Annotated in this window: 22 protein-coding genes; 10 read left to right on the top strand and 12 right to left on the bottom strand. The window is 62.6% G+C overall.

The genetic code is table 11. The features are described from left to right. Positions 1–11: 11 nt before the first annotated feature. From HHL24_RS39135 to HHL24_RS39120, 4 genes are all read right to left on the bottom strand, one after another. The gene (locus HHL24_RS39135; RefSeq protein ID WP_169490654.1) at positions 12–3,473 is read right to left on the bottom strand and encodes a DEAD/DEAH box helicase; all 3,462 of its coding nucleotides are present in this window, start codon (positions 3,471–3,473) and stop codon (positions 12–14) included. Positions 3,474–3,745: 272 nt separating this feature from the next. Next, positions 3,746–4,579, bottom strand: coding sequence for a DeoR/GlpR family DNA-binding transcription regulator (locus HHL24_RS39130; protein ID WP_169490653.1), 834 nt, complete (start codon positions 4,577–4,579; stop codon positions 3,746–3,748). A gap of 104 nt (positions 4,580–4,683) precedes the next feature. After that, positions 4,684–5,085, bottom strand: a complete 402-nt coding sequence (locus tag HHL24_RS39125) for a type II toxin-antitoxin system MqsA family antitoxin (protein WP_169490652.1) — start codon at positions 5,083–5,085, stop codon at positions 4,684–4,686. A gap of 2 nt (positions 5,086–5,087) precedes the next feature. Further along, the gene (locus HHL24_RS39120) at positions 5,088–5,384 is read right to left on the bottom strand and encodes a type II toxin-antitoxin system MqsR family toxin (protein ID WP_169490651.1); all 297 of its coding nucleotides are present in this window, start codon (positions 5,382–5,384) and stop codon (positions 5,088–5,090) included. A gap of 167 nt (positions 5,385–5,551) precedes the next feature. Between HHL24_RS39120 and HHL24_RS39115 the strand changes: the two genes are divergently transcribed. Together HHL24_RS39115 and purU are read left to right on the top strand one after the other, a co-directional pair. Further along, positions 5,552–8,056: a GcvT family protein gene (locus HHL24_RS39115; RefSeq protein WP_169490650.1), complete on the top strand. Its 2,505-nt coding sequence runs from the start codon at positions 5,552–5,554 to the stop codon at positions 8,054–8,056. Positions 8,057–8,073: 17 nt separating this feature from the next. Next, on the top strand, positions 8,074–8,949 hold the full coding sequence (gene purU / locus HHL24_RS39110) for a formyltetrahydrofolate deformylase (protein WP_169490649.1): 876 nt from the start codon (positions 8,074–8,076) through the stop codon (positions 8,947–8,949). A 142-nt stretch (positions 8,950–9,091) separates the two neighbouring features. Here the strand turns inward: purU and HHL24_RS39105 are convergent, their stop codons facing one another. Next, positions 9,092–9,361, bottom strand: coding sequence for a DUF4148 domain-containing protein (locus tag HHL24_RS39105; protein WP_169490648.1), 270 nt, complete (start codon positions 9,359–9,361; stop codon positions 9,092–9,094). Positions 9,362–9,636: 275 nt separating this feature from the next. Between HHL24_RS39105 and HHL24_RS39100 the strand changes: the two genes are divergently transcribed. The 3 genes from HHL24_RS39100 (at position 9,637) to HHL24_RS39090 (ending at position 11,849) form a co-directional block, all read left to right on the top strand. Beyond that, positions 9,637–10,362, top strand: coding sequence for an anti-sigma factor family protein (locus HHL24_RS39100; protein WP_169490647.1), 726 nt, complete (start codon positions 9,637–9,639; stop codon positions 10,360–10,362). Positions 10,363–10,506: 144 nt separating this feature from the next. Then, positions 10,507–11,025 (top strand): sigma-70 family RNA polymerase sigma factor, encoded by a 519-nt coding sequence (locus HHL24_RS39095; protein ID WP_054036380.1) that lies wholly within the window; start codon positions 10,507–10,509, stop codon positions 11,023–11,025. After that, positions 11,022–11,849 carry an anti-sigma factor family protein gene (locus HHL24_RS39090; protein ID WP_169490646.1) on the top strand — a complete coding sequence of 276 codons (828 nt, stop codon included), beginning with the start codon at positions 11,022–11,024 and terminating at the stop codon, positions 11,847–11,849. Before HHL24_RS39095 ends, HHL24_RS39090 begins: the two co-directional genes overlap by 4 nt. A gap of 33 nt (positions 11,850–11,882) precedes the next feature. Here HHL24_RS39090 and HHL24_RS39085 read toward each other — a convergent pair whose 3' ends face one another. From HHL24_RS39085 to HHL24_RS39075, 3 genes are all read right to left on the bottom strand, one after another. Further along, positions 11,883–12,941: a lipase secretion chaperone gene (locus HHL24_RS39085; protein WP_169490645.1), complete on the bottom strand. Its 1,059-nt coding sequence runs from the start codon at positions 12,939–12,941 to the stop codon at positions 11,883–11,885. Positions 12,942–12,945: 4 nt separating this feature from the next. Next, positions 12,946–14,040 carry a triacylglycerol lipase gene (locus tag HHL24_RS39080; RefSeq protein ID WP_169490644.1) on the bottom strand — a complete coding sequence of 365 codons (1,095 nt, stop codon included), beginning with the start codon at positions 14,038–14,040 and terminating at the stop codon, positions 12,946–12,948. 108 nt (positions 14,041–14,148) lie between these two features. Further along, positions 14,149–15,081 (bottom strand): AraC family transcriptional regulator, encoded by a 933-nt coding sequence (locus HHL24_RS39075; protein WP_169490643.1) that lies wholly within the window; start codon positions 15,079–15,081, stop codon positions 14,149–14,151. A 207-nt stretch (positions 15,082–15,288) separates the two neighbouring features. On the opposite strand from HHL24_RS39075, the gene HHL24_RS39070 reads away from it, so the two are divergent. Next, positions 15,289–16,203, top strand: coding sequence for an NAD(P)H-binding protein (locus HHL24_RS39070; RefSeq protein WP_169490642.1), 915 nt, complete (start codon positions 15,289–15,291; stop codon positions 16,201–16,203). Positions 16,204–16,613: 410 nt separating this feature from the next. On the opposite strand, the gene ribA is transcribed toward HHL24_RS39070, so the two are convergent. Then, positions 16,614–17,264, bottom strand: a complete 651-nt coding sequence (ribA, locus tag HHL24_RS39065; protein ID WP_169490667.1) for a GTP cyclohydrolase II — start codon at positions 17,262–17,264, stop codon at positions 16,614–16,616. A 280-nt stretch (positions 17,265–17,544) separates the two neighbouring features. On the opposite strand from ribA, the gene HHL24_RS39060 reads away from it, so the two are divergent. Then, positions 17,545–17,988, top strand: coding sequence for a CBS domain-containing protein (locus HHL24_RS39060; RefSeq protein WP_169490641.1), 444 nt, complete (start codon positions 17,545–17,547; stop codon positions 17,986–17,988). Positions 17,989–18,361: 373 nt separating this feature from the next. Here HHL24_RS39060 and HHL24_RS39055 read toward each other — a convergent pair whose 3' ends face one another. Beyond that, a complete protein-coding gene (locus HHL24_RS39055) occupies positions 18,362–18,706 on the bottom strand; it encodes a DUF4148 domain-containing protein (RefSeq protein WP_169490640.1) in 345 nt (114 codons plus the stop codon). A 274-nt stretch (positions 18,707–18,980) separates the two neighbouring features. Then, positions 18,981–19,628, bottom strand: coding sequence for a DNA-3-methyladenine glycosylase (locus HHL24_RS39050; protein WP_169490666.1), 648 nt, complete (start codon positions 19,626–19,628; stop codon positions 18,981–18,983). 395 nt (positions 19,629–20,023) lie between these two features. Between HHL24_RS39050 and HHL24_RS39045 the strand changes: the two genes are divergently transcribed. Together HHL24_RS39045 and HHL24_RS39040 are read left to right on the top strand one after the other, a co-directional pair. Further along, positions 20,024–20,389 (top strand): BON domain-containing protein, encoded by a 366-nt coding sequence (locus HHL24_RS39045; RefSeq protein ID WP_169490639.1) that lies wholly within the window; start codon positions 20,024–20,026, stop codon positions 20,387–20,389. 425 nt (positions 20,390–20,814) lie between these two features. Next, positions 20,815–21,897: a calcium:proton antiporter gene (locus HHL24_RS39040; RefSeq protein WP_169490638.1), complete on the top strand. Its 1,083-nt coding sequence runs from the start codon at positions 20,815–20,817 to the stop codon at positions 21,895–21,897. A 39-nt stretch (positions 21,898–21,936) separates the two neighbouring features. Here HHL24_RS39040 and HHL24_RS39035 read toward each other — a convergent pair whose 3' ends face one another. Next, positions 21,937–22,830, bottom strand: coding sequence for a LysR substrate-binding domain-containing protein (locus HHL24_RS39035; RefSeq protein ID WP_169490637.1), 894 nt, complete (start codon positions 22,828–22,830; stop codon positions 21,937–21,939). 566 nt (positions 22,831–23,396) lie between these two features. On the opposite strand from HHL24_RS39035, the gene HHL24_RS39030 reads away from it, so the two are divergent. Beyond that, positions 23,397–23,962 (top strand): ABC transporter substrate-binding protein (locus HHL24_RS39030; RefSeq protein ID WP_169490636.1); only part of this gene is annotated, 566 nt, incomplete at its 3' end.

The raw sequence follows: 23,962 nt of genomic DNA, 5'->3' as shown, positions 1-23,962 counted from the left end.
TGCCCCATCCTTCATCGCCCGCTTTCAATCTCCGGCATCGGCGCGAATAGCGCGTCGAGATCGTCGTCCGAGAACTTGGCAGCGCCGGCGGCGTCTTCGGAAAGAATGCTGTCCGCGAGGCCCGCCTTCTGCTCCTGCAACTCCACGATCTTTTCCTCAATGCTGCCCGCCGCAATCAGCTTGTAGACGAACACAGGCTTGTCCTGCCCCAGCCGATGCGCGCGGTCGGTCGCCTGATTCTCGGCGGCGGGGTTCCACCACGGGTCGTAGTGGATCACGGTGTCGGCGGCAGTCAGGTTCAGGCCCACGCCGCCAGCCTTCAGGCTGATCAGGAACAGTGGCACCTCGCCTTGCTGGAAACGCTCGACCGGCGTGACGCGGTCCGCCGTGTCGCCGGTGAGGATCACATAGGGAATCGCGGCTTCCTCAAGCGCTTCGGCGATCAGCGCCAACATGCCGGTGAACTGCGAGAACAACAACACGCGGCGCCCTTCGTCGATCAATTCAGGCAGCATCGACAACAGCAAATCGAGCTTGGCCGAACGCGTGACGCGTGCACCCTTCTCGGCTTTTTCCGCTTTGTCGCGCTTGGTTGTCCGCTCGCCCGGCTCCATGTCGGCCTTGATCTTCCGCACGAGACGCGGATCGCAGCAGACCTGGCGCAGCTTCAACAAGGCATCGAGCACGATAATGTGGCTGCGCGCGAGACCCTGCGCGCTGACCGCCGCGCGCACCTTCTCCTGCATCGCTGTACGCACCGTTTCGTAGAGATCTCGCTGTGCACCTTCCAGATCGACTGAACACAGAATGGTGGTCTTGGCCGGCAACTCCTTCGCAACCTCGTCCTTGCGACGGCGCAGCATGAACGGCCGGATGCGGCGCACCAGCAACGCGCGGCGCACACCGTCGCCGTTCTTCTCGATCGGATTGCGCCAGCGTTTGGTGAAGTCTTTCTGGCTGCCGAGAAAGCCCGGCAATAGAAAGTCGAACTGCGACCACAGTTCGCCGAGGTGATTCTCCAGCGGCGTTCCCGTCAAGCACAGCCGATGCCGCGCGCGCAATCCGCGGATCGCCTGCGCGGCTTTGGTGCTGGCGTTCTTGACGTACTGCGCCTCGTCGAGAATCAGCAGGTGATAGTCATGCTCGGCCAGCACCTTCTGGTCGCGCCACAGCAGCGCGTAAGTCGTGAGAATCAGTTCGTACTCGCCGATCTGCTCGAAACGCTCCTTGCGCTGTGGGCCGTTCAACACCAGTACTTTCAGTTCGGGCGCAAAGCGGCGCGCTTCCTCGCGCCAGTTGTGCACGAGCGTGGTCGGCACGACGATCAGCGCGGGACGGTCGAGCCGCCCGGCTTCTTTCTCCGCGAGGATGTGCGCAAGCGTCTGCACGGTCTTGCCGAGACCCATGTCGTCGGCCAGCACGCCGGCCAGATCGTGTTCGCGCAGAAACTGCATCCAGTTCAGACCCTGCTGCTGATACGCGCGCAGCTCCGCCTTCAGGCCGCGCGGCACCGGCACCTCGTGCAAGCCCGGGCCGGCCTGCAGACGACGCGCCAGTTGGCGAATCGAATCGTCACCCCGGAATTGCCAGCGGCCCGTGCTGTTCAATGCTTCGAGCCGGCCCGCATCGACGGTGGGCACGCGCAGCGGCGCGCCGTCAGCGAGCGCGCCGCCCAGTGCATCGAACAGGTCGACCAGCACTCGCACGACCGGCTTCAACCGGTCGGCGCGCAGACGCAGACGCTTGTTTTCCTCGGTCTTCAGCTCGATCGGCTCGTCGTCGGCGATGGCTTCGAGCGCGCCGCCAAGCCAACGCCGGTCGCGCCGGAACAGATCGGCGAGCAGCGGCTCGAGCCGCACATTACGCTCACCGATGCGGATGCCCATCTCCAGATCGAACCAGCCGTCGCCCGCCTGATGCGCGGTGCCGTCGATCGCATCGATCTCGATGATGTTGTAGCGGAACTCCGGCGCCATCGTCACGCGCCAGCCTTTGCTCACGAGGGCCGGCACGGCGTCGCTAACGAATGCGGACCAGGATTCGGCATCGGGCAGGCCGAGCATCGTATCGGGCAAAAGCCGCGACGCGTACACGCGGCTGGTCGGGACTTTCTGCAGCCCGGTCTTGCGCAGTTCGAGCAAGCGCTTCTTTTCGGCTTCGTAGCGGCGGCGGATATGGATGACGTCGCCGCCTGGCATCGGCACGAGCGTGACGCTACTGTCGACATTGATGCTGACACCGTCGTAATCGAAGCTGACGCCGGCCAGCTCAACCGCCTCGGACTTGCGCTGCCCCGACTTGGCCGTAGACGGCAGCGCGTGGCTATTGAGCGTGAGCACCGGCACGGGATCGACGTCGATCACGCGGATCGAGGAGGCGTCGTGCGTGGGAGGCAGCGGCAAGTCGGGCGCAATCTCGCGCAGCACCGAGGCGACGAGCGGCGCTTCAGCAAGCGAAATCGGCGGCATGGCGAGGTAATCGGGCAACTGCTGGAACGGCAGCGACGACTCGACGATACCCGCTTCATTCGCGACGCCGTCCACATACCAGACCGGCTCGGTGGGCAGCACCATCGTGGCACGCGGCTCGGTGCACAGCACGGGCCGCAGGCGTTCGTCCGCCAGCGGCTCCCATTCGATTCTCCCGGGCCGGTCGGCGCCGCGCGACAGCGGAGTCGGTCCATCGTGACCGGGCGCCGGTTTAAGTTCGAAGAACAGGCGCCCCGTCGCCATCAGCTTTTGCAGCATCTCCGCGCCGCTCGTGCCGCGCAGGATGAACTGGCCGAAGTCCTCGCGGGAACGGCCGAGCCATAGGCCGCGCAGGATCGACAGGTCTTCGTCGGAGACGAACTTCGGTTGCTTGAGCAGGGCCGCTTCCACATTGCCCCAAGGTTCGTCGACTTCGACAATCGTACCGCCCGGGTTGCAGCGCGCCCGGTACAACACGACCTCATGGCGCATGTGGAATTTGGACCAATTCAGCAGATAGGCCAGCGTTTGGGTACGCGCGGCGCTCGCCTTCTGGGCAACCGCATCGGCGGCCTCGGTTCGCGCGCGAAAACGCTCGAGCCAACTGACCAGTTCGGGGCGTACGCCGGACTGCGGCTGCGCTGGTGCCCCGGGCGTCATCTGCGGGTAGCCGGCGGACGCGTGCCCATCCACGTCGATGTCGACGTTGGTGATGTGGTCCATCTCGTCGTGATACTCGAGTTCGGCGAGCAGCAGCGCGGCGACATGCTTGCAGTTGCGGCCGACGGGGCAACTGCAGTCACCCTGCGCCCACGGTCTGCCGCCATCGGTACGAAAGCGCACCCGCGTGTGGTATGGCAGCACTTGTGTGCCTTGCACGTAGCCGCTGAGCGTGGCGCCGTGCCATTTCACATTCGTGACTGCGCCGACTGAGCGCGCCTTGGCGACAGTGTGGTCACCGAGCCATTCCGCAATCCGTTCCCGATCAAAGAAAACTGACGACATCAGGGTTCATCCATATTCGAGCCGGCGGGGGCAACTGCGCGCGGATACGGAATCGGCGCGGCAGACGGCGTATGGCGCCTGTCGGCGCGGTTTCGGTCCAGCGCAGATTGCCCGTGGTAACCGGCCATTTTACGCGTTGGACGCAATTGGCTGTTGCGGTGCCTTTAAAGGCGGCGCATGGGCGGAAAGCTGGGCCGGGCCGGGCTTGGCTGGCACACGCAGCCGATTGGCGAGCGGCCTTGGGGCAAGAAGCCGATCCGCGCCCCGCTTTCTCAGAGCGTGGACCCGATCGGCGGTCCGGCTGCACGCCCGCTTTCGGCATCCGGCTCGGTGTCGCCACGCGCAGGCGCGCCGACACTGACTTCCAGCCCGGCTGCCGCGAACACTTGACCGAGTGCCGGCGCGAGAGCTTCGTCGGTGACTAGCAGATCGATGGCGTCCGGGCCGAAAGCGTGCACCAGCGCGCTGTGGCCGAATTTCGCATGGTCCGCCGCGACCACGCGCCGGTCAGCCTGCGCAAAGGCCGCGAGCGAAAACGCGACGTCGGCGGGCAGCGCGTCCATGAAACGTCCCTGCATATCGATTGCGGTGACCGAGACGATCGCGTAGCGCACGTGGAACTGGCGCAGGAAGGTAAGCACGCTGTCGCCGAAAGCGGCGGAGTCGTCGGCGCGCAGTTCGCCGCCGGCGATGAACACACGATTCCCATTACGCGGCGCCAACACGCGCGCGACTTCGATGGAATTGGTCACCACCGTGAGCCGCGAGCGCGCCGTGAGCGCCTGCGCGATATGCAGACAGGTCGTCCCGCCCTCGAGGATCAGCGAGTCGCCGTCGCGCACGAGTTCGCTGATGCGTGCGCCAATCGCCTGCTTGCCCTCACGGCTTGCCACCATGCGCCGCTGGAACGGCGGCTCGTCGAGACGCTCGGGCAGCATGATGCCGCCATGGACCTTGATGAGCAGGCCATCGGCAATCAGCGGCTTGATATTGCGGCGGATGGTCTCGTCGGAAACCTCGAAGCGGCCGGCGAGATCAGTGATCGTGCAGGTGCGCTGCTCGCGGACGAGTCGCAGAATTTCGGCTTGGCGTTCGGTGGAGAACATGGGACGGAGACCGGGATAACGGCGCCCAGTTTAGCAAACACCTCATAGTTCGCCAAGAAATCCCAACGGATCCCCATACAAATCCACATGAGCCACACTCAAGCTTATCCCGCCCTCACTTCCGCCAGCAACTCCGGATGCCGATCCAGCACCTTCAACAGCTTGATGAGAGCGAGCGGCGGCCTAGTCTTGCCATTCTCGTAGCGCGAAAAAGCGTTCACCCCGCCGCCGAAAATTTCCGCTGCCTCGCGCTGGTCCAGATCAAGTTTCTTGCGTACGGCGGCAATGAATGCAGGATCCACTTGCGAGGCGTTCACCTCTTTGTTGAAGGCCAGCATCATTTGACCGGTGCGGGCCGCCTCGTCCATGTCGAGCACCGCCTCTTCGCATGCCGGGCAATAGTCTCCAGTGACGGCTTCGAAGATGGCCGTCTCCCCCTTGTAGACATAGCGCATGTTGCGCGTATCGCGCACCAGTTCAGCCGCTCCGCAGTTCGGGCATTTCATGCTCACCACTCCTTGAATGACACGACGAGGACGTCATCGACCACCGTCAATTTCAAATAGACCATGCCCGCTTGCGTGACGGCACGGTAGACGTCCTGCCAGACCCGATGGTCCGCGTACGTGGTCATGCTTTTTCGAAAATCTCCCCGATCAAGCGACATCAATGTCTCGACGATTGCTGCAGGCCCGAGGCCGAGTGCCGCAGCCCCAATCACGGCCGACTTTGTGATTCTGATTTTCCCCGCGCGCGCCAAGCCCTGGACATCCGCCAATCTGCAATGAGGCGTACTTTTTTCCACTCGTGCCTCCCGTCAATATTAACCTACTTGGTTATAAAAAGGTAGCAGGCGCCCTCTTTCGCTAATGCATCCGCCGCGACTTTATATCCCAGATCAACCAAATAGATCGTTGCTTTTTGCCAATTTTTGTTGCAATCTACGCACGTCAATTCAACCAACTCCCACACATGTCCACGCACATCCCCAACCACGCTCGCGTCGTCATCATCGGGGGCGGCATCATTGGCTGCTCGGTCGCCTATCACCTCACCAAACTGGGTTGGACCGATGTGGTCCTGCTCGAACAGGGTCAGTTGTCGTGCGGCACCACCTGGCACGCGGCCGGTCTCGTCGGCCAACTGCGCGCGCAGGAAAGCATGACCAAGCTGATCCGCTATTCGACCGCCCTTTACGCCGAACTCGAGGCCGACACGGGCCTCGCCACCGGCTGGAAGCAATGCGGCTCGCTCTCGGTGGCCCGCACGGCCGAGCGGATGACGCAACTCAAGCGCACCGCCGCCGTCGCGCGCGCCTACGGTGTGGCGTGCGACGTGATCAGCCCGCAGGAAGCCGGTGACCTATGGCCGGTGATGCGCACCGACGACTTGCTCGGCGCCGTCTGGCTGCCCGGCGACGGCAAGGCGAATCCCACCGACCTGACCCAGGCCCTCGCCCGCGGCGCACGCACGCGCGGCGCACGGATTGTTGAGAACACCCGCGTCACGGCGATTCACACGCGCAACGCTCTCGAAGACAAGGCGAACAGCACGACAGGCGCACGCGAGGTCAGCGGCCTCGCGTGGCGCAACAAGGACGGCGAAGAAGGCACGATCGGCGCGGATATCGTCGTCAATTGCGCTGGCCAGTGGGCCAAGGCGATCGGCCGCCTGTGCGGCGTGACCGTGCCGCTGCACTCGGCCGAGCACTACTACATCGTCACTGAGCGGATCGCCGGCGTGCATCCGGACCTGCCGGTGATGCGCGATCCGGACGGCTTCATCTACTTCAAGGAGGAAGTGGGCGGCCTCGTGATGGGCGGCTTCGAACCGAACGCGAAGCCGTGGGGCATGAACGGCATCCCGGACAATTTCGAATTCCAGTTGCTGCCCGACGACTGGGATCAGTTCGAAATCCTGATGGAAAATGCGCTGCAGCGCGTGCCCGCGCTCGAAACCGCCCAGGTGAAGCAGTTCTACAACGGCCCGGAGTCGTTCACGCCGGACAACAACTTCATGCTCGGCGAAGCGCCGGAGTTGCGGCGCTTTTTCGTCGGCGCGGGTTTCAATTCGATGGGGATCGCGTCGGCGGGCGGCGCGGGCATGGCGCTCGCCGAATGGATCGTCGCGGGCGAACCCACGATGGACCTGTGGCCGGTCGACATCCGCCGCTTTGCGCGCTTCAATGGCAACGACACGTGGCTGCACGATCGCGTGAAGGAAACCCTCGGCCTGCACTATGCAATGCCGTGGCCGAACCGCGAACTCGATACCGCACGCCCGTTCCGCCGCTCGCCGCTCTACCCGATGCTGCGCGACCAGGGCGCGAGCTTCGGCAGCAAGATGGGTTGGGAGCGGCCCAACTTCTTCGCGCCAAGCGTGGCCGAAGCGAAGATCGACTACGCCTTCGGTCAGCAGAACTGGCTGCCGTGGAGCGGCGCCGAGCATCGCGCCTGCCGCGAAGGCGTGGCGCTGTTCGACATGACCTCGTTTTCGAAATTCCTCGTGAAGGGGCGTGATGCGCAAAGCGTGCTGCAGGGCATCGTCACCAACGATGTTGCCGTGCCGACCGGCACCACCGTCTACACCGGCATGCTCAACGAGCGCGGCACCTACGAGTCCGACTTCACGTTGACCCGCCTCGCCGACGATCAATACCTGATCGTCTCCGGCTCGGCGCAGACCACACGCGATTTCGATTACATCGAGAAATCGATCCCGCACGATAAGCACTGCACGCTGGTCGACGTCACCGGCCAATACGCGGTGCTGGCGGTGATGGGCCCGCGCTCGCGCGAACTGCTGCAGAGCATCTCGAAGGCGGACTGGAGTAATGCGGCATTTGCGTTCGGCCAGAGCCGTGAAGTGGATATCGGCTATGCGACAGTGCGCGCCACGCGCCTCACCTACGTCGGCGAACTAGGCTGGGAACTGTACGTGCCAGTCGAATTCGCTGCGGGCGTCTATGAGACGCTCCAGGCGGCGGGCAAACCGTTCGGCCTCGTCAACGCGGGCTATTACGCCATCGATTCGCTGCGCATCGAGAAAGGCTACCGCGCATGGGGCCGCGAACTGACGCCGGACTCGAACCCGTTCGAAGCAGGTCTCTCGTTCGCCTGCAAGCTCGATAAAGACATTCCGTTCCGTGGCCGCGAAGCGTTGTTGAAACTGCGCGGGGAGCCGCTGCGCCGACGCATGGTCGTACTCACCGCCGACGGCGCCGCCGATCACATGCTGTGGGGCGGCGAGGCGATCCTGCGCGACGGCAAGCCAGTCGGCTTCGTCAGCTCGGCAGCCTTCGGCTATACGTTCGGTTGCCCGGTGGCAATGGGCTACATCAACAATCCGGACGGTGCCGCGGACACGGCGTATCTGAGCAGCGGCCGCTACGAGATCGACGTGGCCGGCGACCTTCTGCCCGCCACCGTGCATCTCAAAGCACCCTACGACCCGCGCTCAGAACGCGTCAAAAGCTGATCGAACCGGAACCGCTCATGCCACACCTTGAAAACAGCTACATCCTGAAGCTGTCGTGTCCCGATCAGCCGGGTATCGTGCACGCGGTTTCGGCCGCGTTGCTCGAAAGCGGCGCGAACATCGTCGACTCCGCGCAGTTCGGAGACCGCCGCACCGAGCGCTTTTTTATGCGCACGCATTTTCAGCTGCAAGCCGGTGGCGGCGCAAGCTGCGACGACCTGCACAAGCAGTTCGAACCGCTCGCGCAACGCCTGGACATGCAATGGCAAATCGCCGATGCGTCGCACAAGCCGCGCGTTCTGTTGATGGTCTCGAAGATCGGGCATTGCCTGAACGATCTGCTGTTCCGCTATCGCACCGGACAATTGAACATTGAGATTCCGGCGATTGTGTCGAATCACAAGGATTTCTATCAGTTAGCTGCGAGCTACAACATTCCGTTCCATCATTTCCCGCTCGTGCAGTCGACACCTGCGGCGAAAGCCGCGCAAGAAGCAAAGATCTGGGAAGTGGTGCAGGAACACGCTGTCGATCTGGTGGTGCTCGCGCGCTATATGCAGGTACTGTCAGCGGACCTGTGCGAGAAGCTGGCGGGCCGCGCCATCAACATTCACCATTCTTTTCTGCCGAGCTTCAAGGGCGCCAAGCCGTACTATCAGGCTTACGACCGGGGCGTGAAACTGATCGGGGCAACGGCGCATTACGTGACGACCGATCTCGACGAAGGACCGATCATCGAACAGGCGGTTGAACGCGTGGATCACGCAATGGACCCCGAAGAGCTGACGATGATCGGACGCGATGTGGAATGTGTCGCACTGTCGCGTGCGGTCAAGTGGCATCTGGAGCATCGAGTGATTCTCAACGGACATCGAACCGTGGTGTTCCGGTAACGCCTGCCAGATCGATCAGCAGGGTCGGCCCTCCCCACGACGCAGCACCGCCCTCGCCTGAAAGACGCGGGCGGCGCTTCCTTCATGCCCGGCGTGCGCCGCGCGCCATGCTCAAAAACACCCCATCGCGGCGGATCAAACTTCAATTGACGCCACCCGCCGCCGTACTGCCGCTCGCGACGTGGTTCGCGCCCGCCGCCTGTGCGGCGAGTGCTTCCTTGTTGTGCGCGACTTGCTGTGCGAAGACGGGACTGACATCCGGATACGATGCATCGGTCACGTAGTTGAGGCCGTTCTGTTGGGCTTCGATCAATTCCTGGTACACCTGAGCACGTGTCTTTCCTTCTGCAAAAACGTTCGACGAAGCGGCGAGAACGACGAGGGACAATGCGGCAAAAGCGATCTTCTTCATGATGAACTCCAGAGAGTTTTGTGCGGGTTTGCATGAGGGAAAACCACGGGTTGGCGGCTTTTATTCCTGCTTTCCTGCTTCAGAAAAAACATATCTCGAACGCGGAATAAAACAGCATGCGAACCGGTTTGCTCGCCGTTCAGTCCTGGCGGTGTGATGATGGTGTGGTGACGATGTGATGACGGCGTCGGAAATGGCGCTCCGAACGCATGGAATAAACCGACGCTTGCGTGTGTTCGCCACTGGATAGCTCAAATCCGACGAACGCCGACACCATGACCTCAACCGACGCCCCCTCCGACTCGCCGCTTTCCGAAGCCGACATTCAGGCCTATGCCGATGGCACGCTGACGCCGGAACGCGCCGCGTTTCTGCAGGAGTATCTGGGCAAGGATCCGGCGGAAGCGCGCCGGGTGGCGTTCTACGGCAGACTGAATGCGCAGATGCAGCAGGCGTTCCAAACAACTGACGAACCCGCTTCGAGCCGTGCCAAAGGACGGCGCGGCGCACTCGACCGGCTGAAGGCCGCGAGGCGTCCGGGCAAAGTGGTGAATGGTCTCGCGGCACTCGTTCTGACGCTGGCGGCCGCGAGCGGCTGGTTTGCCGCCGCCCAGGTGTCCCGTCAGGCGCTCGACAATGCAGCCGTCATGGCATTGGCAGAAGCTGCCGCCGCACCGTATTCCGCTGCGTCACCGACGCGAACCGACGTGTCCGCACCCAACCTCGCTGCGACCGGATTGCGACTCGTGGATCAAAGGGTCTTATCGCTTGGCCCGTTTCAACGCGCCAGCGAATTCATCTATCTAAACGGCGACGACCGGCCCATCGTGCTGATCGCCACGCTGGCGCTGCTGGCGTCGCCACAGCCGCAGTGGGCCGCGCGCCGCATCGGCGAAATCCGCCTGCTGACGTGGACGGCGCAGCAGCAGCGTTTCGTAGTCGCCGGTGATGCCCGTACCCACGGCCTCATGCGCGCCGCCGACGTGATGACCATGCGGTAGCCCTCTCCAGGTTTTTTCGCAACACTGCAAAAATCAACGGAATAAAATGCGACCACGCGTGTTTGCACCTCGAATACGCGTGGCGGTTCAATCGGCGGCCGCCCACCCGGCGCCTCACGAGAAGCCCCACGATTGGGATGAAAAATGGATGTCCGTGACGAGTTGATGGAGCATGTGCCGCGCTTGCGGCGCTATGCGCGAGCGCTGATCAACAATCGCGATCTCGCCGACGATCTGGTGCAGGACACGCTCGAGCGCGCGCTCGGCCGCACCGGCATGTTCCAGCCCGGCACCGACCTGCGTGCGTGGCTATTCACCATCATGCATAACGTGTTCGCCAATCAGGCGCGCAAGGCTTCGGCGCGCGCCGTCCACGTGGCGGTCGACGACGACAGCGTCCACGAAAGCGAATTTGCCGTGCCGTCCGATCAGACCCGTTCGCTGGAAATGCGCGACCTCGACTACGCGTTGCAGCGCCTGCCCATGGAGCAGCGCGAAGTGGTGCTGCTGGTCGGTCTTGAGGAAATGAGCTACGCCGACGTGGCCCTCGCACTGAACATTCCGATCGGCACGGTGATGTCGCGCCTTTCGCGCGGACGCGAGCGGCTTCGGGCATTGATGGCCGGCACGCAGCCCGGTGCAAAATTACAGGTGGTGCGATGAGCGACCAACACACGCCGATCGGCGAACAAGACCTGCACGCATACGTGGACGGCACGCTGTCCGACGAACGACGCGTCGAGGTGGAGCGCGCGCTCGAACAGAACCCCGAGTTGGCCACCCGCGTCAGCGATTATTTCTCGCTGAACAACATGTTTCATGAACGTTATGACCGCGTGCTCAGCGAGCCCGTGCCCAAACGTCTGCGGACGCCTTCTGCGAGTGAGCGCCGCTGGCGCATTGCCGCCAACTGGCCGCAGTTCGCCGGGATGGCCGCGGCCCTAGTGATGGGCATAGGCATCGGCGTGGGCACGCATATGGGGCAGGACGTCGTGGCGCCGGTCGCCGGCCATTCGGACACGCGCCCGGTCAGTGCGGACAGTTCGGAAATGTTTGCGCGGCAAGCCGCGGTGGCGCATGTGGTCTATATGCCCGCCGTCGACCGTCCGGCCGACATGACTGCGGATCACGAACAGGATTTCGTGCAGTGGCTGTCCAACCGGCTCGGCACCCATGTGCATCCGCCGATGCTCTCGAAGAGCGGTTTCACCCTTTCGGGCGGGCGCCTGTTGCCGGGCGCCGATGGGCCGACCGCGCAGTTCATGTACCGCGGACCGAACGGCGAACGTGTGACGCTGTGCATTTCGCATCGTCAGGTGAACTCGAATACCACCGCGTTCAAGTTGTATCAGGACGGGCCGGTGAACGTGTTCTATTGGGTGGACGGCGACTTTGGCTATGCAGTGTCAGGCGGGATCGATCGCAAGGTGCTGTTGCAACTGTCGCATGATGTGTATTCGCAGTTGACGGGCGCGGCGCCGGGTTGATAGGCCACACCAAACCACGCCGCGATCGACGGTTCAGTTTGCCAGACCGCTGCCGCGATCGAGCGACGCCGCGCGCATCGCGTCGCTCGGATTTGTGAAGAACTGCTGGCGCAACTGCGCGATCTGCGCGTCGCGTTGCTGAGGCGGCAAATCCTGCTTGTCGATCTGCGTACGCTGGCTCGCGTAGTCCGCATAGCGGGCTTGCCAGGCGTCGTCGGCTTGCTGCATCTGCACGACGCGTTGTGCCGCTTCAGGCCCAAGTGTCTGCGTGATCTGCGCACGCATCGTATCGAGCGAACCGCCCTGCTTCTGCGCCTGACCGATCGCGTCGAGCGCCGCTTGCTGCTGGCGTGCACGTTCGTGGGCCGCGCGTGTTTCCGGCGGCAATGCCGCGTCGAGTGCGGCGAGACGCGCCGCTTTCTGCGCGTCGCTCAACGAGCTATCCGACGCGATGCGCAGGCGCGCCAAATCCGTGTGTTGCTGCTGCGAATCAGCGCCGAAGAACGGCGCGTTCCATTCCCCCATCAGCCTGACGCCTAACGCGTCACGCTGATCGAGCGAGAGTTGCAGCGCGTCGAGGTCCAGCTTTGCGCCGCTCTGGCTTTGGGTTGGCGAGGTTTGTGGCAACTGGTCGAGCGCCGCGCGATAAGCGTTGTAGCGCTGCCAGACGGACACCGCTTCGTCGGCTGCCGGTGTGCCGTCGAGTTGCGCGGCGATCTGGCGATGCACCAAGGCATCGAGCATCGTGGCGGAGATTTCGTTCTGCGTCGTCAGGAAATAATCGAAGAAATCGCGGACGGCACGCGTGCGCGCGAGGTGGCCGTGGCCATCGGTTGGCAGATGCGGTGGCGACGAACCGTCGAGCGAAGCGGGTAACGCGCCGGCCATTGATGTGCCGGCCGCAGGATCCTTGCTCAAAGCGAGCGCGGGTTGCGCGGAGCTCGCAGCATTGACCGCATGCAACGCCGACGCATCATGCGCAGAGGGCGGGCGGTTCAACCACAATGCAGCGCCTGCTGACACCGCGCCCACCGCCACGAAAGCCAGCCACTGACTCCGCGCACTGCCCCGCTGCCGATCCAATCGCCGCATCCGCTCACACGCCTTGCGTCTTCAGCCGGTTAGCCTGCGTGCGAATCACTGCCACCGGATCCGCTGCATTCGCGCCGCGCACGCCGAGCAACTGGTTGATTTCGTCGAGATGGTTCCACTTGTAGCTGGTGCCGAGCACCTTGCCGTAGAGCGCGCTGCACACCGAGACGAGGCCGTCGTTCTGCCCCGACTGCCGGCTCAGCATGACCGCGCCGGTGCCATACAAAACGAGTGTCGACGGATCGAGGACGTCGGCGGAATCGATCGGCGCAACACTGGTGTCGGTGGCGCCCGGAATGCCGAGCAGCGAGGTTGGTTGAATCGCACTGCCGGCCCACGAGTACAACAGATGCGTATTGCCGTTGACGGTTTCAGTCGCCGCGCCGGTTTGACACGACCCGGGTGCACCGAGCCCCGCGCTCGGATAGCGCAGGTTGTATGCCGCGGCGTTCGCTGTGGTCAGCGTTTGCAGGGCGGCTACTGCATTCTGGTTGGTGTTGTGATTGCTACTCGTCAGGATGCCGAATATATTCGCAAAGGCGCCGACGATCGGTGTCGAAAGACCGGTCGGGTCTTTTTGCAATGAGTCCTGCACGAAGTCGGCGAACTCCGAGCCGCGATGCGGCGTGCCGATCGTGGTGACCGAAGCGACAAGTTCTGGCGCTACCGCCGCGACGTAGCGCGAGGTCAAGCCACCCTGGCTGTGGCCGATCAGGTTCACCTTCTGCGCGCCGGTTGCGGCCAGGACCTGCTTCACGTAAGCGAGTAACTGTTCGCCACGGCCATTCGGACCGTCGTCGCTTTGAAAACCCGAGAGGTTCGCCACATACACGGTTGCGCCGTGCTGCTGGAGGTCGGACTGAATGCCGTACCAGTAGTCGAGCACGCCAAGGTACTTGTCGGTTCCAGTGAGGCCATGTACGAGGATGATCGGATAGCGGGTTGCCGCGTAATCGTCGGTACTCGTGTTTGAAGTTGCTGCGACCGCGCGATCGATGCCAACGGGTGTGGCGAGTGTCAGAAGAACAGCGAGCGGAGCATTGGCGACAGCAGCGGCGATCGCCCAGGCGACGATGCGAGAACCCTTCCATTTCGACATGTGACGGCCTCCGGTTGCGAAGTCCGCGTATTTAGCTATACAAATCGAGTGAGGGCAATAGAGCGGGAACTCCAAACTGGCTATGTTGCGGTGCGTTTTTAAGGTTTATCACCGTGTCGCGATGCGACGGGCATTGAAGGTATCGAGTTCGATAATGCTGCCTGGATTCGCGCTTGACTTGACCAGCTCACGCGGCGTAACACCAAGCAACCGCCCCATCCAATGCGCCATATGACTCTGATGCGCAAAGCCCGTCTCCAGCGCGATCTGACTCGTGCTCAGCCTGCCTTGAAGCAATAGCGCTCGGGCCTGCTCCACTCGCCGCTGCACAACGTACTGATGCACCGGCATACCGAGCGTTTCGCGAAACAGCACCTTGAAATGCGGCACGCTCAACTCGGCGTGCGCCGCCAGTTCGCCAAGCGTGAGGCGTTGATCCAGATTGGCTTCGATAAAATCGATCACACGCGCGGCGGTCTTCGGCGCAAGCGTGCGGCGCTTATTCTCGAGTTTGTCGAGCATTGGCGCACTGCAGATCAGCCGCACCACCATCGCCGTACACAGGCTTTCAGCGTAAAGCGGATCGGATGCATCATCCGCTTCGAGTTCGGCGCGTAAAGCCCAGGCCAGATGCTGAAAGCGCGGATCGCGCATCTGGAACTGCGGACGAAGCCGTGCTTCACTCGTCTTCAACTCCAACTGTTCAACGGTCCGCTGCGCGAAGTCTTCGCCGATCCATACACTGAAAATCGTGCAGGCGGCTTCATCGGTCCACTGCCCGTCGGCGCCCGCGGGAATCACGTCGGCATCGCCATGCGCCTGAATCCGTGAATAGCGTTGCTCGTTGCACATGCAACGCGCCTTGACCGGCGCGCCGACATGCACCCCCACGCGATGATGCGTGAGCGCCGGAATCCGGTGCAACCCGGCCGACACATTGATCAGTTCCGCGCCGAAGCCCTGCCAGCCGAGCGCCTTGCTGGAGCGCAATGCGATGCGGGAACCACTGTGCGGCTGCGGTATCGGTGTCACGGCATTCATTGCTTCCCCTTGTGGATGGCGGCCAACGTGTATGCATTGTGCTGCGTTTTTCGTGGGCTTGCCTGGATTGCACCGCCTCAACACGCATGCTGCGCCGCCGCAAAGGAAAACAATCATCCGAATCTGCGCACGGCGATCCGTGCCCGCGCGCATCTCTATCGCCGCCTCCCTAAGATAGCGACATACCGACCCAGGAAGGAGCTCAACGTGTTCGTGATCTTTGGCGCAGCAGGCAATGTAGGCAGAGTGAGCGCCGCGGCATTGCGCCGGGCGGGCCGTGAAGTGCGCGCGGTCGTGCGCAACGACAAACAAGGCAAAGTGTTAGCGGAAATCGGCTGCGAAATCGTCATCGCCGATCAGCTCGACCCAGTCTCCGTAGCGCACGCTATCGAAGGCGCGTACGCCGTACAGATGCTGTGCCCGGTACCGCGTGCAGATGCCGATCCCGCGAGCACGATGCGGCGCATGATCGACGTAAGCGCGGACGCCTTTCGCGCCAACCCGCCGCAACGCCTGCTCGCGCTCTCCGACTACGGCGCAGAACACCCGAGCGGCACGGGCATCACGACGCTGTTTCACTACCTCGAAACGCAACTCGCGCCCATTGCCTCACAGGTGACGTTTTTGCGCGCAGCGGAACACATGCACAACTGGGCTCGCCTCTTACCGATCGCACTCGCCCGGGGCGTGCTGCCGAGTCTGCATCATCCATTGACCAAGTTGTTTCCGACGGTCGCCGCACAGGATGTCGGCCTGCTGGCCGCCGAACTATTGCTCGATGACAGACCGGCGAAGGTGTCGCCCCGAGTGGTGAGTATCGAAGGTGAAGCGCGCGTCAGCGCGTTAGACGTCGCACGCACGCTCGGTGAATTGGCGCACCGTCCGATTACGGCTCGCGAAGTGCCGCGCAGCGAATGGGCCGCCATGCTCCAGGGCGCGGGACTCGGCGAGAACCACGCGCGTCTGATCACGGATCTGTACGACGCGCACAACGCGGGCCGCATCGACGTCGAAACAGAGATCAGCGAGCGGCGCTTCGGCTCGACTGCGCTAGAGGGCGTGCTTGCGTCAATCCTGGCGGGCGTCGCTGCAACTTCAACCGCCGCTGCGGCGGCACGCTAAACGGCGCTCGCGATAGGAGAAACAGCATGCATACCTGTCCTTTACTGCGCATATCGATGGAATCGCGCAAAATCGCGGCACATCGAACCCCGCGAACGCGCGCGACTACGAACGCCCGCTACTGGATGGCAATCTCGGCAGGTCTTGTGGGACTGGTAGGCTGGCGAGCGCTTCGGGACGTGCTCAACGCAATCCCCGATAGCAACGACGACTTTGGCTTGTTCTGATTTGCAGCAGTTGAGCTCGATTCGGCTCGATTCGTCGCAACTCGACTCGGTGAACAACCGATACGCCGCGGACGCACCGTGGATCCGGCGAAGCCCGCCGGCATAACGCCGCAATTCATTGACGAAATCGACGCCTCAACGCCGGCCGCCGTTTGCAAACGACGGCCGGCGTGCGTGCGTCAGTTATTCGTTCTCGTCGAAGTAATGCCCAAACTTCAGCTGCTTGGTGCGGATATAGCGCTCGTTTTCCTCGCGCATCGGAATCGCCAGCGCGACTCGCTCGCATACCGGAATGCCGTGCTTCGACAGCGTGTCGAATTTCTCCGGATTGTTGCTCATCAGGCGCACCGAGGTGACCTTGAGCGTGCGCAGAATGCCGGCCGCTGAATCGTATTCGCGCGAGTCGTCGGGCAAGCCGAGATCGAGATTGGCCTCGACGGTGTCACGGCCCTGCTCCTGCAGCGCATATGCGCGAATCTTGTTCGACAGGCCGATGCCACGCCCTTCGTGGCCGCGCAGATAGAGCAGCACGCCGCAGCCTTCGGCCGCGATATAACGCAGCGCCAGATCGAGCTGCTCGCCGCAATCGCAGCGATACGAGCCGAGTACGTCGCCTGTCAGGCACTCGGAGTGCAGGCGCGTCAACACGGACGACTTGTTTGCGACATCGCCCATCACGAGCGCCAGATGTTCGGCGCCGCTGTCGGCCACGCGAAACACGTAGGAAGTGAACGTGCCGTAGCGCGTGGGGAGCGTGGCGGTGGCGTCGAGGACGACGCATTCGCCGTTGATTGCGCCGTCTGCTGCTGGCGACGGATCGTGAGACGTGAGCATGGCGTTGGACAATGGTGCTGACATGAACCCGATCAAACCGGGGATAAGGTACGGACTGGGAGTTTACCGCTAATTGGCGCGACGCACCCGGAAGTCCATGCGCGGCGCAAGGAACCACTGCGGCGCCGAGTCGCTCACGAGGCTAAACCAGACTAGACATGCCGCGCGCCACAGGTATTCCCGAGGTACTTCGGCCGCGCGTCACGCCTATACTGGAATGGCCTGTCCCTCACGACAGCGCGCCGCCTCGGCGTGCTGCACTGCGAAACGGAGCCGCTCCATGACAAGCGTTGCACAACTTCTTAAAACGAAACCGAACAACACCACCGTCTTCACAGTCGGGGCCGACGATTCCGTCTACGAGGCGATCAAGCTGATGGCTGAAAAAGGCATCGGTGCACTGGTCGTGACGGACGGCGACAGCATCGCCGGGATCATTACGGAGCGCGACTATGCGCGCAAAGTCGTGCTGATGGACCGTTCGTCGAAGGCAACACCGGTACGTGACATCATGAGCAAAGCCGTACGCTTCGTCCGTCCCGACCAGACCACCGACGACTGCATGGCCCTGATGACCGAACGGCGCATGCGCCACTTGCCGGTGATCGAAAACGACCGGCTGGTGGGCATGGTTTCGATCGGTGACCTGGTGAAGAACATCATCGCCGAGCAGCAATTCACGATTCAGCAACTCGAGTTCTATATCCACGGCGAACGGCCCTGAGGTTCGCTGCTTGTTGCGCGTCTATTTGCCCGTCCATTGCAAGTCGTGCGTCGCACGCTACCGAAACAGGGCGCAAAAAAAGCCCAATCCTTGAAAAAGGTTGGGCGAAGCTACCTTGCGGCAGCGGAGGTTCTTGCGTTGCGGACCACGACACGGCGTCGCGTAGCGGATTCGTTAGTCTGGCGGCACACACTGCCGCGCATCCCGCTGACGGCAAAACACAACGTTCTTCGATGCGCGCCGCATAAGGCGCGCATCGTCATAGCCACATCGAACTGCTGACTGCCTGCTAATGGCAAGCGTGCGCTCAAATGATCCACGCACGCTGCGCTTCGTTCAGCTGCCGGCCGGAACCCGGCTGCAGCCGCTTAAATCAGTTACCGAAATAAACCGACTTCGGGCCGGACATCGGCTGGACCACGCCACCCGATTGCGACGAACCGCTCACCGCGCCACCGTAACCACTGGTATTCGCGACCGGTTCCTGCGTCTGCGCGACAGCCGGGTTTTGCGCCTGTACGCGGCTTTCGGCGGCTTGAATGTCGGCCGGATAGTTCGGGTCGTTGCTCGTCGCCGGGTTGTAGCCTGCTTGTTCCAGCTGGATCAGTTGATTGCGGACTTCCGCGCGGGTCACGGGCTGGTCACTCGATTGAGCGAACGAAGCGACCGGGGCAGCGAGAATGGCTGCGATGGCGACTGCCTTGATGAGCGATTTCATGATGACTTACCTCCAGACTTAGATTTTTGCTTCGCTTGCCACACCATGTGTGGGGCGAGTGATTTCAGTCTAGTCACTCAATCATCAAGGGAAAACCCTTAATTGTGAGATACATAATTGTTCAAAACGCAAGAATGCGTCAAAACTTGCTGATTCCATATATCGAAGGGATAGCTTTACCGTAATAATTGTCGGGATCGTAACCCTTTGCGTCTGACGTTTCGAAAATGCCCCCTCACTGAGCGTGTTTTGCCGCTTTGTTCGGCACTGACGGTCAGATTTGCGCGTTCGTCAAAATATCGGCATGCGGCGGCAATAACAGCTTTCGCGGCCCGCTGACAAACGCGCTGCCGGGTTCGAAAAACCGCAGCGGCCGATGCATCTCGCGCGACAAGCCGATACGCTTCGTCACGCCAATCGGCACGTCCCGCGTCTCTATCACGCCGATCCACAGGTCGCGCCCGGTGCAAAGATCGCGACCGTCGAACGATTGGCCGATGCCTAAGGCCATGGTGAGCCGACCGGGACCGCGCGCAAGGTCGCGCAGCGACACGCCAGGCCGCCGCGCTTCCACGAGTGGCAAGCCTTCGAGGGGCTCGATGGCGCGAATGAGAATGCCGGCGCCGACCTCTTCCGCTTCCGCGGAGATGTTCAGCATGTACGAAAGCCCGTACGTGAGCCGGACATAAGCGTGGCCAGGTGCGAGAAACATCGAGCCGTTATAGGCGCGGCGGCCTTGAAACGCGTGGCTGGTCGAATCGCCGAGCGGATACGCCTCAGTTTCAACAATCCGGCCGCTGATACGGCCTTCGGGGAGGTCGTGCACCAGGTATTTGCCGACCATGAAGCGCGCCAGCGCGACCGGATCGAGCGGCAAATCGTCACGAAACAATGGGAGGATGGGCAGCGGCTGATTCGGCATGCGGTTCGGATGGGTTGTTGAGCGCAAAGCGCAGGATTCGATCGATGCGCGACCTACGCGCCCAGCGACACGCCAGTGGGCGTGCCGCCCGCGCCGCACCAAGCGGTAAAGCGCCATCGGCCTGCGTTCATCGGCCCATTCGTTGTACCAAAACCTCATTTCCGGGCGGCGGCGCATTCACCATGGCACTAATTGGAGTATCGTGTGTTTCCGGCCTGCAGCACAGCCCTTGCCGGCATGCGTGCGTTTAGGCGCGCCTGATCAATTTACAGTTTGCAAGAAGTCGCACGACCCGCAGCAACGTTCCATTCAGATTTGATCCCGAAGTATCCGCTGGTGCAGTAAGTCGGTTCCACCCAGGAACCGTCGTATTCATGACAATAGGAGAGAGTTGAATGAAAGCATTCCAGGCAATCAAGATGGTCGGCGGCGCGCTGATCGTTCTGGCGTCCGTCAGTGCGTATGCGCAAAGCAGTGACGCGGCAGCTCCGGCGGCCCCCACGGCTGCTTCGTCGGCGCCTAGCGCCAAGTCGGTCAAGGCGGCCAATCGTGCGTTGGGACGCAAAGTACGCAGCGCCCTGTCGAAGACCAAGGGCCTGAGCGTGACCAACATCACGGTTCGCGCGCGTGGCGGCGCAGTGACGCTGGCCGGCACGGTGCCTGAGCAGCCGCAAGTCGACCTGGCAACCCAGGCCGCGCAGGCCGTGCCGGGCGTGACGTCAGTCAAGAACGCACTGTCGATCCGTCCGGTCGGACAGTAAACCGCATTAGCCAGCCGTAGCGCTTCACCCGGGCGCAACGCTTCGTCACGAAGCCGCGCGTCCGGAGCGAAATATCCGGTTTCTTTCCCCGAAGCTGCTAACCTGGCAGCTGTGGGCCGATGGTGTTTCAGTCCATTGAAACCACGCCGCATTTTCCGCGCAATCCTGCGTGGCTCAATCCTTCAGATTGCAGGATAGCCGTCGGTTGCCTCACCGCCTTCGCCACTGCGCTGGCACAATCCGTCCGCGGACTGACAAAGCCTCATCCGCTGTGAATTATCCTTTACAATTTAATGTGTTAGGGCGCGTTATTGACAGAATGGTTTAGCATTCGCGCTCGCTCCCGGGTCTCGTCGGCGCCAGTCCGCGCATGTCGCGCCAGCCCGATACAAGCAACAAGAACACGCAACGAAAGGAAGCCCTGAATGACCGCACCCGCGACCGTTTTGCCCCGCTGGACCATTGCCGCGCCCTTCGTCGCCTGGATCGTGCTGGGCGTCGCGTATGCCCTGCCGGGCAACGGGTTGCTGCTCGCGCTGATCGGGGTAGCACTGTGCGCAGCCGTGTTCACAGCGGTGCACCATGCGGAAGTGGTCGCGCATCGCGTCGGCGAGCCGTTCGGCACCCTGGTGCTGGCGGTGGCCGTAACGGTGATCGAGGTCGCGTTGATCGTTTCGGTGATGTTGACGTCCGGGCCGGAAAAAGCCGGCCTCGCGCGCGACACGGTGTTCGCCGCGGTGATGATCGTCTGCAATGGGATCGTGGGCATTTGCCTGCTGGTGGGCGGCATCCGGCATCGCGAGCAGGACTTCCAAAGTCGTGGCGCCGCGGCGTCGCTGGCAGTGCTCGCGTCGTTGTCCGTATTGACCTTGGTCATGCCGAATTACACGACGACCAGCGCCGGCCCGCTTTTGTCGTCATCGCAACTGGCGTTCGCCGGGGTGTCGTCGCTGGTGCTGTATGGGGTGTTCGTGTTCGTCCAGACCGTGCGGCATCGCGACTACTTTCTTGCCGGCGTCCCCGACGAGGACGTCCATGCCGCTCCGCCGAGTATCGGCGTCGCGCTGGCAAGCGGGGGCTTGCTGGTGGTGTGCCTTGTCGCCGTCGTGTTGCTGGCGAAAGTACTTTCGCCGGTTGTCGAAACCGCGGTGAAGAACGCGGGCGCGCCGCCGGCGGTGGTCGGCATCATCATTGCCGCGCTGGTGCTGCTTCCGGAAGGGCTCGCCGCCGTGCGCGCCGCGCGGGCCGATCGCTTGCAGAACAGCCTGAATCTTGCGCTAGGCTCGGCGCTGGCCAGCATCGGGCTGACCATTCCGACCGTCGCCGCAGTGTTCTTGTGGACCGCTCAGCCGCTCATACTCGGTATCGACGGCAAAGAAACCGTGCTGCTGATGCTGACGTTGGTCGTCGGCACGCTGACGCTTAGTTCCGGACGCACGACGATCCTGCAAGGCGCCGTGCATCTGTCGCTGTTCGCAGCGTATCTGTTTCTGTCCTTCGCACCCTGACGATAGGCCTGGGGGCCGCCCCCAGACAACGGACTCCTCCTACTCTTCCCAATGCGCCGCGATCCAGTCGCGAAACAGATTCAGCTTCTGCTGATGCGCGACTGAATCCGGATACACGAAGTAATAGCGCCAGCCGGTCTTGAGCACCGTATCGAACGGCCGCACGAGGCGCTTGGCCGCGACGTCTTCGTCGATCAACGCAAGGTCGCTGATGGCGACACCGAAGCCCTGCAAGGCGGCGTTGGTCGCCATGTCGAGCGTATCGAAGCTCGGGCCGTGCCCGGCGTCGATACCTTGTGTATTCGCGTCATCCACCTCGGTCACCCTGGCGAGCCACATCTTCCAGTCGCGATGGTCGCGGGTCGGATGCAGCAGCGTGTGCCGCGCCAGATCCGCCACCTCGTCCAGCGGTTTGTCTTTCAGCAGATCGGGCGCGCACACCGGCGTCAGACGCTCCTCGAACAAGGGCACCGCCTGCACGTCCACGCCCGGTGACGAGCCATAGATGATCGCCGCATCGAACGGCTCGAGCTGGAAGTCGACGTCGTGCTGCCAGGTCGTGGTGATCTGAACGTGCAGCTCGGGATACTCGGCCTGGAAACGCATGATCTTCGGCAGCATCCAGCGCATTACGCAGGTCGGCACTTTCAGTGCGAGATCGGTGCGTTGACGCGTGAGGCGCAGCGATATCTCTTCGATACGCGCGAAGCTCTCCTTCACGGCCGGCAGCAGCAACTCGCCTTCGGCGGTCAGCGTCAGGCCTTTCGCATGGCGCTTGAAGAGCGGAAACTTGTAGTAATCCTCGAGCGCGATGATTTGGCGGCTGACCGCGCCTTGCGTCAGGCATAGGTGATCCGCGGCGCGCGTGAAGCTGCGATGGCGCGCGACGGTTTCGAAAATCTGCAGCGCGTTCAGCGGCGGGAGACGTCGCATCGGGATATCCAGTCGGGAGGATCAGGAAAAGTCATTACGCGGGGCGCGCGATGTTGCGTGCCGTTACGCCCACTGAGCCCACAGGATACGCGATCAGAAATTCCCGCAGTAGTTGCGTGCGGGCAAACGTGCATGCATTTCGCTCATGCCTTGGCCGTCAATTTCAGCCTAAGGGCACCCGCTTGCACCGACTCAGGGCAAATCCTGCCGGACACCGCACCAGAACCGAGCTTTCCTCATACCTCCCCTTGGCCCGCGGGCGCAAAAAAATCATGGACGTTAACCCCGATACACCGCCGGATTGGCGTTCCCACGAATCTCAGCAAAGCCGCCGCTAGCGTCGCACGATAGCCAACCCATGAGATTCCGTCATGCGCTCCATGCGCATATTTCGTTTGTTGGGGGATTTTGGCAAACCTAAAGTGCATCCACACGCAACGCATCCGGTATCGCGTGAAGTTGGGTACTTGAGGTTAAGTACGGCAGGCAGCGCAAATGGGCGATGCAGCGGCAGCGGTCAGAGCGAAATATCACCAGGCAACAGGCGTTCAACACAGGAGACCGCCATGCAAGAGATCAAACGGGGTAGAAGGCAGGCCATCAAGGCGATCGGCGCGGCACTCGCGGCGTCCACATTGCCGATGCCGTTCGTCAATCTGCGCGCACAGGAGCACAACTTCTCCGGCAAGACACTGCGCTTGCTGACCTGGTCCGACGACACCGGCGCTGCCGCCTTGCGCAACATCGCCGCCACGTTCACGGCGAAGACCGGCGCGAAGGTCATCGCCGATCGCGCCGACGGCACCTCCGGCATGGTCGCCAAGGTCAAGGCCGCGGGCGATCGCCCCACTTACGACGTCATCACGCTGGCCGGCGTCGGCGCTTCAGGTCTCGGCGATGCGGGTCTCCTGATGAAGCCCGATCTCGACAAGCTGCCGAACCTGAAGGACGTCGCGCCGCAATACCGCACGGGCGCGAACGGCTTCGGCGTGGGTTATCTGCTGTGGTCGGACGGTTTGATCTACAACACCTCGACGGTCAAGACGGCGCCGACCACATACGAAGCATTGTGGGACCCGAAGTACGCCGGACGCCTGTTCCTGCCGCCGCCCGAATGGGCCGAAGCGGTGGA

Source organism: Paraburkholderia polaris, assembly GCF_012927345.1.
In the GTDB taxonomy this organism is placed as follows: domain Bacteria; phylum Pseudomonadota; class Gammaproteobacteria; order Burkholderiales; family Burkholderiaceae; genus Paraburkholderia; species Paraburkholderia polaris.
This window is presented reverse-complemented; position numbering and strand designations above follow the sequence as displayed.